At 69.0% G+C, this 6,183-nt stretch carries 5 protein-coding genes; 1 reads left to right on the top strand and 4 read right to left on the bottom strand.

Going from position 1 to position 6,183, the window contains the following annotated elements; translation table 11 throughout:
* Nucleotides 1-1,169, bottom strand: a 1,169-nt coding sequence (locus tag ACFWGZ_RS38730; RefSeq protein ID WP_382456571.1) for an extracellular solute-binding protein, incomplete at its 3' end; no start/stop codon positions are given.
* Nucleotides 1,170-1,349: 180 nt separating this feature from the next.
* On the opposite strand from ACFWGZ_RS38730, the gene ACFWGZ_RS38725 reads away from it, so the two are divergent.
* Entirely contained in the window at nt 1,350-2,111 is a 762-nt protein-coding gene (locus tag ACFWGZ_RS38725; protein ID WP_382456570.1) for a GntR family transcriptional regulator, read from the top strand.
* Between the two features lie 9 nt (nt 2,112-2,120).
* Here the strand turns inward: ACFWGZ_RS38725 and ACFWGZ_RS38720 are convergent, their stop codons facing one another.
* From ACFWGZ_RS38720 to ACFWGZ_RS38710, 3 genes are read right to left on the bottom strand one after another with little or no spacing between them, the layout of a single operon-like run.
* A complete protein-coding gene (locus ACFWGZ_RS38720; RefSeq protein WP_382456569.1) occupies nt 2,121-2,567 on the bottom strand; it encodes a hypothetical protein in 447 nt (148 codons plus the stop codon).
* Nucleotides 2,568-2,617: 50 nt separating this feature from the next.
* Nucleotides 2,618-4,315, bottom strand: coding sequence for a cation:proton antiporter (locus ACFWGZ_RS38715; RefSeq protein WP_382456568.1), 1,698 nt, complete (start codon nt 4,313-4,315; stop codon nt 2,618-2,620).
* Nucleotides 4,316-4,352: 37 nt separating this feature from the next.
* A complete protein-coding gene (locus tag ACFWGZ_RS38710) occupies nt 4,353-5,966 on the bottom strand; it encodes a purine-cytosine permease family protein (protein ID WP_382456567.1) in 1,614 nt (537 codons plus the stop codon).
* Nucleotides 5,967-6,183 lie beyond the last annotated feature (217 nt).

Raw genomic sequence — 6,183 nt, 5'->3', positions numbered from 1 at the left:
CCGGTGAGGACCGCGGTCTGGAACTCCTTGATCGGGATGCGCGCCTCGACCGCGCCACAGTTCGGCGAGTTCGGGGTGGAGTGCCCGGAGGCGGCGCCGGCGGCCATCGCGGCCGTGCCGGGGTCGTCGCCGACCGAGGAGGCGAGCGACTTGCGGTTCGGAACGTAGTTCATCGCCTTGGCGAGCTCGACCTGCCACTTCTCCCCGGCGAGCGCCTTGACGACCTCGTAGGCGCCCTCCTGCCTGCTCGACGACAGCGGGATGATCAGGTCGGAGCCGCCGGTGAACACGGCGCCGGGCTGGTCCGCGGTCTTGCCGGGGATCGGGAAGAAACCGATCTTGCCCGCCAGTGCCGGGTTGGCCTTCTCGACGAGCTTGGCCGCGCCGGGCACCGCGATGAACTGCGCGACCTTGCCGCCCGCCACCACGTCGGTCTGCTGCGGCTTGGCCTCGTCGGAGTCCTTCGGGCCGTCGCCGAGCGCCTGCAGCTTCCGGTAGAAGTCCATGCCCGCCAACGCCTCCGGCGTGTTGAGCGAGCCCTTCCAGCTGCCGCCGTCCTGCTTCGCGAGGTCGCCGCCCTCGTCCCAGACGAAGCCGGAGAGCGTGTACCAGTTCTGGCCCGGCAGGTAGATGCCCTGCACGTCGCCCTGGTCGAGCTTGGTGGTGGCGGCGATCCACTCGTCGCGCGTCTTCGGCGGCGTGAGCTGCGCGGCCTCGAACAGGTCCTTGCGGTAGATCACGACCCGGTTCGCCGCGTAGAACGGGACGCCGAACTGCTTGCCGTCCACCGCACCGGGTTCCGAGAGGCCGGGGATCCAGTCGTCGCCCTGCAGCTCCGGCTTCTTCGCCGACAGGTCGGTGACGCCCTTGCTGGCCACGTACTGGGCGACCTGCGTGTTGCCGACCTCGATCACGTCGGGCGGGTCGGTGCTGGCCAGAGCGCTGGTCACCTTCTGCGTGATCCCGTTCCACTCCTGGATCTGGATCTTCACGTCCAGGTTCGCGTGCTCGCGTTCGAAGTCGGTCTCGAACTTCTGCACGAAGTCGTCGGTGGCCGTGTCCTTCATCAGCCACACGGTGATCTCCTGCTTCTCATCACCCCCTCCCGCGGACGTGCCGCAGGCGGACAGGGCGAGCGCCAGGACGAGCAAGGCAGCGGAGCGCGACACGACTCACCTCTCGCTGGGATATGACCAATTGGTCAGGTCCGATGGAGTGAGTTAGAAAGTGGCATAGACCACTTCTCAGGTCAATACCCAGCTCGGAGGCATGAGAGCGCTCTCGATCTTCATCAGACTGGTTACTTACCAGTGGTATGCCATACTGGCCACCGACGAAGCGGGAGTGGCATGGGCGAGGCGATCCTGAAGCGTGAGCAGGTCCGCGACTACCTGCTCGAACTCATCGAGACCCACCCGGCGGGCGCGCCGATCCCCGCCGAACGCGTGCTGTGCCAGCAGCTCTCGGTGTCCCGCCCCACCGTGCGCTCGGCCGTGGACGAGCTCGTCAACACCGGCCTGCTGATCCGCCAGCACGGCCGCGGCACGTTCGTCGCGCGGGCCAAGATCACCCAGGAGATGGTGTCGGACACCGGCTCCATGTCGCTGCCCAGGGCCGGCGGCACGTGGTCGTCGCGCGTGCTCGAGCACGCCCGCGTCCCGGCCGGCGCCAGGGTGGGCCGCCGCCTGCACCTCTCCCCCGCCGCCGAGATCCACTACATCGCCCGCCTGCGCCTGGTCGACGGCGAGCCGATGGCGGTCGAGCACCTGCACGTCCCGGCCTCCGTCGCGCCCGCGCTGACGTTGCACGACATGGAGTCCGGCGACTTCTACGACCGCCTGCGCGAGCACGGCGTGCACGTCAGCGAGGCGGTGCAGTCGATCGAGCCGACGGTGACGAACGAGACGGAGGCGACGATCCTGGGCGTGCCGGAATTCGCGCCCGCGCTGCTGTTCGAGCGCCTGACCACCGACGCCGAGGGCCGGTACGTCGAATACGTGCACTCGATCTACCGCGGCGACCGGTACCGGATCGTGTCGCGGCTGACCCTCGGCGACGCGGCCCGCAGCACTGTGGACGTGCAGGCGCGGTTCGGCGACGACCCGTTCTGACCGCGACAGTCAGGCCCGCTTGCGGCTCGCGATCTCCTCGGCGAGCTGCCGCACGCGGGCGGGGTCCACGTCCCGGGCGAGGGCGACGCAGTGGTCCTGGACGCCCGGCCGGTAGCGCACGGGCAACGTCTGACCTGGGGCGAGGCGGGTGAGCTCGGTGATCGTGAGGTCCTCGTCCGCGACACCGCGGAACGAGTCGCCGTCGGCGGTCTCCACGTCGAACATCAGGACCACGCGCGGGTTGCTGTTGACCTCCCGCCAGTCGACGAGAACCCCGAGCGCGAGCTCCCCCGTGCGCAGTTCCGCGGTGCGCTTGCGCGCCTCCCCGCTCAGGAGCGGGTTCGGGGCGATGCCGGGAAAGCCGGGTCCGACGCCGAGCGACTCCCGGCTCAGGTCGGGCCTGAGCTGAGCCATCACGTCGTTCAGGTCGCCGCGCTTCTTCTTCCAGCCGAACACCCTGCCCCCTCCCGCGCACCCGTGCCGCAACCCCGCCCCGCGAGGCACGCCTAGATCAGCCGGGCCTGCTGGCTGTCGATGAAGTTCTGTGCGCGTTCCAGCGTATGCGACGAGTACGTGCCGCCGGCGCGAGCGTCCAGCAGGGCGTTCTGCTGCGCGTCCATCATCAGCCGTTGCAGCTCCAGGTGCTGGTGCCGGTGGCCGTGCGCGTTCTGCTCGACGAGCATCTTGTCGACGTTCTCGCTCATCGCGAGCGTGCGTTCGCGCGTCATGTCCAGGATCTTGGGGTCGAACCGCTCGCCGTTCTCCCGGCACAGCTCGGGGTTCGACACGACCTCCTGCGTCGCGGCGATCAGCTCGACGGCCAGCCGCGCGTACTCGCGGCGCTCGTGCTCCTCGTCGTTGCCGCGGATGCCGAGCAGGCGGATCACCAGCGGCAGCGTCCCTCCCTGCACGACCAGGGTGAGGATCGCGACGGTGAAGGCGATCAGGACCAGCTCCGGCCGCTGCGGCAGGTCCGTCGGCAGCGTCTGCGCGGCCGCCAGGGTGACCACGCCGCGCATGCCCGACCACGCCAGCACCGCCCCGCCGCGCCGGCTCAGGCCCTCGCTCGCGTAGAAGGCCACGTCGGCCTGTTTGCGTTGGATGGCGCGGATTCCGCGGTCGTAGCGCTTGTCGTTCTCCGAACGGGGCCCGCGCGCGACGACGCGTTCGAGGAAGGCGGCGATCTTGTCGGTGAACGCGTCCGCGCGGCGTTGCTGGCGGCGCAGCATCGCGATCAGCGGCACCATGAACGCCACCCGCAGCACCACCAGCGCGACCGTGGCCAGGACACCGAGCAGGAGCGTCCGCGCGAGGCCGTCCTCCTCGACGTCGGCGACGACCGACGTGAGCTCGAAGCCCATCAGCAGGAACACGCCGTTCTCGAGCAGCAGCTGGATCGTGCGCCAGTTGGTGCGTTCGGAGATCCGGTCGTGGGCGGTGAACCTGCGCGCGCTCAGGTGCCCGGTGACCAGGCCGGCCAGGACGACGGCGAGCACACCGGACGCGTGCAGCTCCTCGGCCGGGATGAACGCGAGGAACGGCACGACGTAGGAGATCGCGGTCGTGAGCACCGGCTGTCCCTGGATCTTCGACCGGACCCACACCGTCACGAGCCCCACGACGAGCCCGATCACCACCCCGACCGCGACGGCGAACGCGAAGTCGCCGAGTGCGCCGCCGAACGTGACGCTGGCGGTGATGGCGACGATGGCCGTGCGCAGCAGCACGAGCGCCGTCGCGTCGTTGACCAGCCCCTCGCCCTCGAGGATGGTGACGAGCCGCGGTGGCAGCCCGAGCCGCTTGCCGATCGACGTGGCGGCGACGGCGTCCGGCGGGCTGATCACCGCGCCGAGCGCCAGCGCCGCGGCGAACCCGATCTCCGGCAGCAGCCACCAGATCAGCAGGCCGGTGCCGAACGCCGACACGGCCACCAGCAGCACCGACAGCGAGCCGATGGTCGAGAAGTCCCGCCGGAAGTCCACGACGGGCACGTTCACCGCCGCCGAGTACAGGATCGGCGGCAGCACGACCGTCAGGATCCACTCCGGGGCCACGGCGACGTGCGGGGCGCCCGGCAGCTGGCTGCACGCCATCCCGACGAGCACCAGCAGCACGGGCGCCGCGACACCGAGCTTCGGAGCGAAGTACGACACCGCGACGATGATCAGCACACCCGCCACGGCGAGCAAGGCCAGTTCCTGCATGACGTGCAGTTTGTCCGATCGGGACGGATCTTGCGCGTCAACCCGCGGGCAGCACGTGCTTCCCGCCGCGGTCGGTGCTCAGGCACAACGAGCAGATCTCGCCCTCCACGGCACTGGCGACCATGTCCGGCCGCTCGTACGGCTCCCCGCACACGACGCAGTCGTACCGCGTGCCACTGGGGTTGCCGTCCGCGTCGAGCACCGGCTCGGCGATCCCGTCGTCCGTGCGCCGCAGGTAGAACCGCCCGCGCGTGACGACCGCGAGCAACGGCGTCAGCACGACCGGGATGCCGACGGCCACGAGCGGCGAGTACGGCTGGAGCGCCGGCCCGAACAGTCCGAAGTAGACGGAAATGGACAGACCGGACGAGGCGAGGAACGACCCGACCCCGACGGGGTTGACCGCGTACAGCATGCCCCGCCGGAACTCGGGCCGCTCGGGCGACAGCTTGAGCACGTACTTGTTGATCGCGATGTCCGTGGCGACCGTGACGACCCACGCCATCGCGCAGTTCGAGTAGAAGCTGAGGATCTTGTTGAGGAAGCTGAACATGTCGGCCTCCATCAACACCAGCGCGATGGCGAGGTTGACCAGCACGAAGACCAACCGGCCGGGGTAGTGCCTCGTGACGCGCGTGAACGAGTTCGTCCACGCGAGCGACCCGGAGTAGGCGTTGGTGACGTTGATCTTCACCTGGCTCAGCACCACGAGCACCAGCGCCAGCGGCACCACCAGCCACCCCGGCATGAACTGCTTGAACACCCCGGTGAACTGCTCGATCGGCTCGACGGCCGCCACCTTCCCGACGGCGTCGAGCACGTAGACGGCCATGAACACCCCGATCGCCTGCTTCAGCGCCCCGAACACCACCCACCCGAGCCCGGCGAGGATGGTCGCGGTCCACCAGGCCCGCCGGTTGGCGTCGGTGCGAGGCGGCATGAACCGCAGGTAGTCGATCTGCTCCCCGATCTGCCCCATCAACGACAGGCACACCCCGGCCCCGAGCATGACGGCGGCCGTGTCGACCCCACCGTCACCGTAAGCGAGGAACCGGCCGACCGACTCGGGCTCGGACACGACGAGGAAGAGCAGCGGCGCCACCATGAGCAGCAACCACAACGGGTTCGTCCAGCTCTGCAGCTTCGCGAGCACCTTCATCCCGTAGATGACCAGCGGAATGATCACCAACGTGGAAGCCAGGTACCCCAGCCACAACGGCACCCCGAGCGCGTACCGCAGCCCCTGGGCCATGATCGACCCTTCGAGCGCGAAGAAGATGAACGTGAAACTGGCGAAGATCACACTTGTGATCACCGACCCGTAGTACCCGAACCCGGACCCGCGGGTGATGAGGTCGAGGTCGATGTTGTACCGGGCGGCGTAGTAGGCCAGCGGAAACCCGGTCACGAAGATGACGAGCGCCGCGAACCCGATGGCCAGCAACGCGTTGCCGGTACCGTGCGTGAGCCCGATCCCGGCGCCGATCGAGAAGTCGGCCATGTAGGCGATCCCGCCCAGCGCGGACGCCCCGACCACAGCGGGAGTCCAACGCCGGTAGGTGCGGGGAGCGAATCGCAGGGTGTAGTCCTCGAGCGTCTCCTTGGACGCGCCGAGGGCCGGTGTGCGCTCCACAACCTCGTCAACGGTCATGACCCTCGAAGCTAGGAACAGACAGTTTCCGGAGCACGCGCCGAGTGTGACGACCAGATGACGCTGAGTTCACCACACAGCAGAGAGGGCTGAGAGCGCGAAGCCGAAGGCGAGCAGGCCCTTGCTTTGCTTTTGCTTTTGAGCGCAGCTCTCAGCGGTGGGTGCCCCGTCACGAGTCGCGCCTCAGCTCTTGCTGCACGCGAGGAGGGGTGTCAAG

The sequence above is a fragment of the Lentzea sp. NPDC060358 genome, assembly GCF_042725365.1.
Classification (GTDB): Bacteria; Actinomycetota; Actinomycetes; order Mycobacteriales; family Pseudonocardiaceae; genus Lentzea.
Note: the sequence above shows the minus strand (reverse complement) of the source record. Positions and strands in the feature narration are given on the sequence as shown.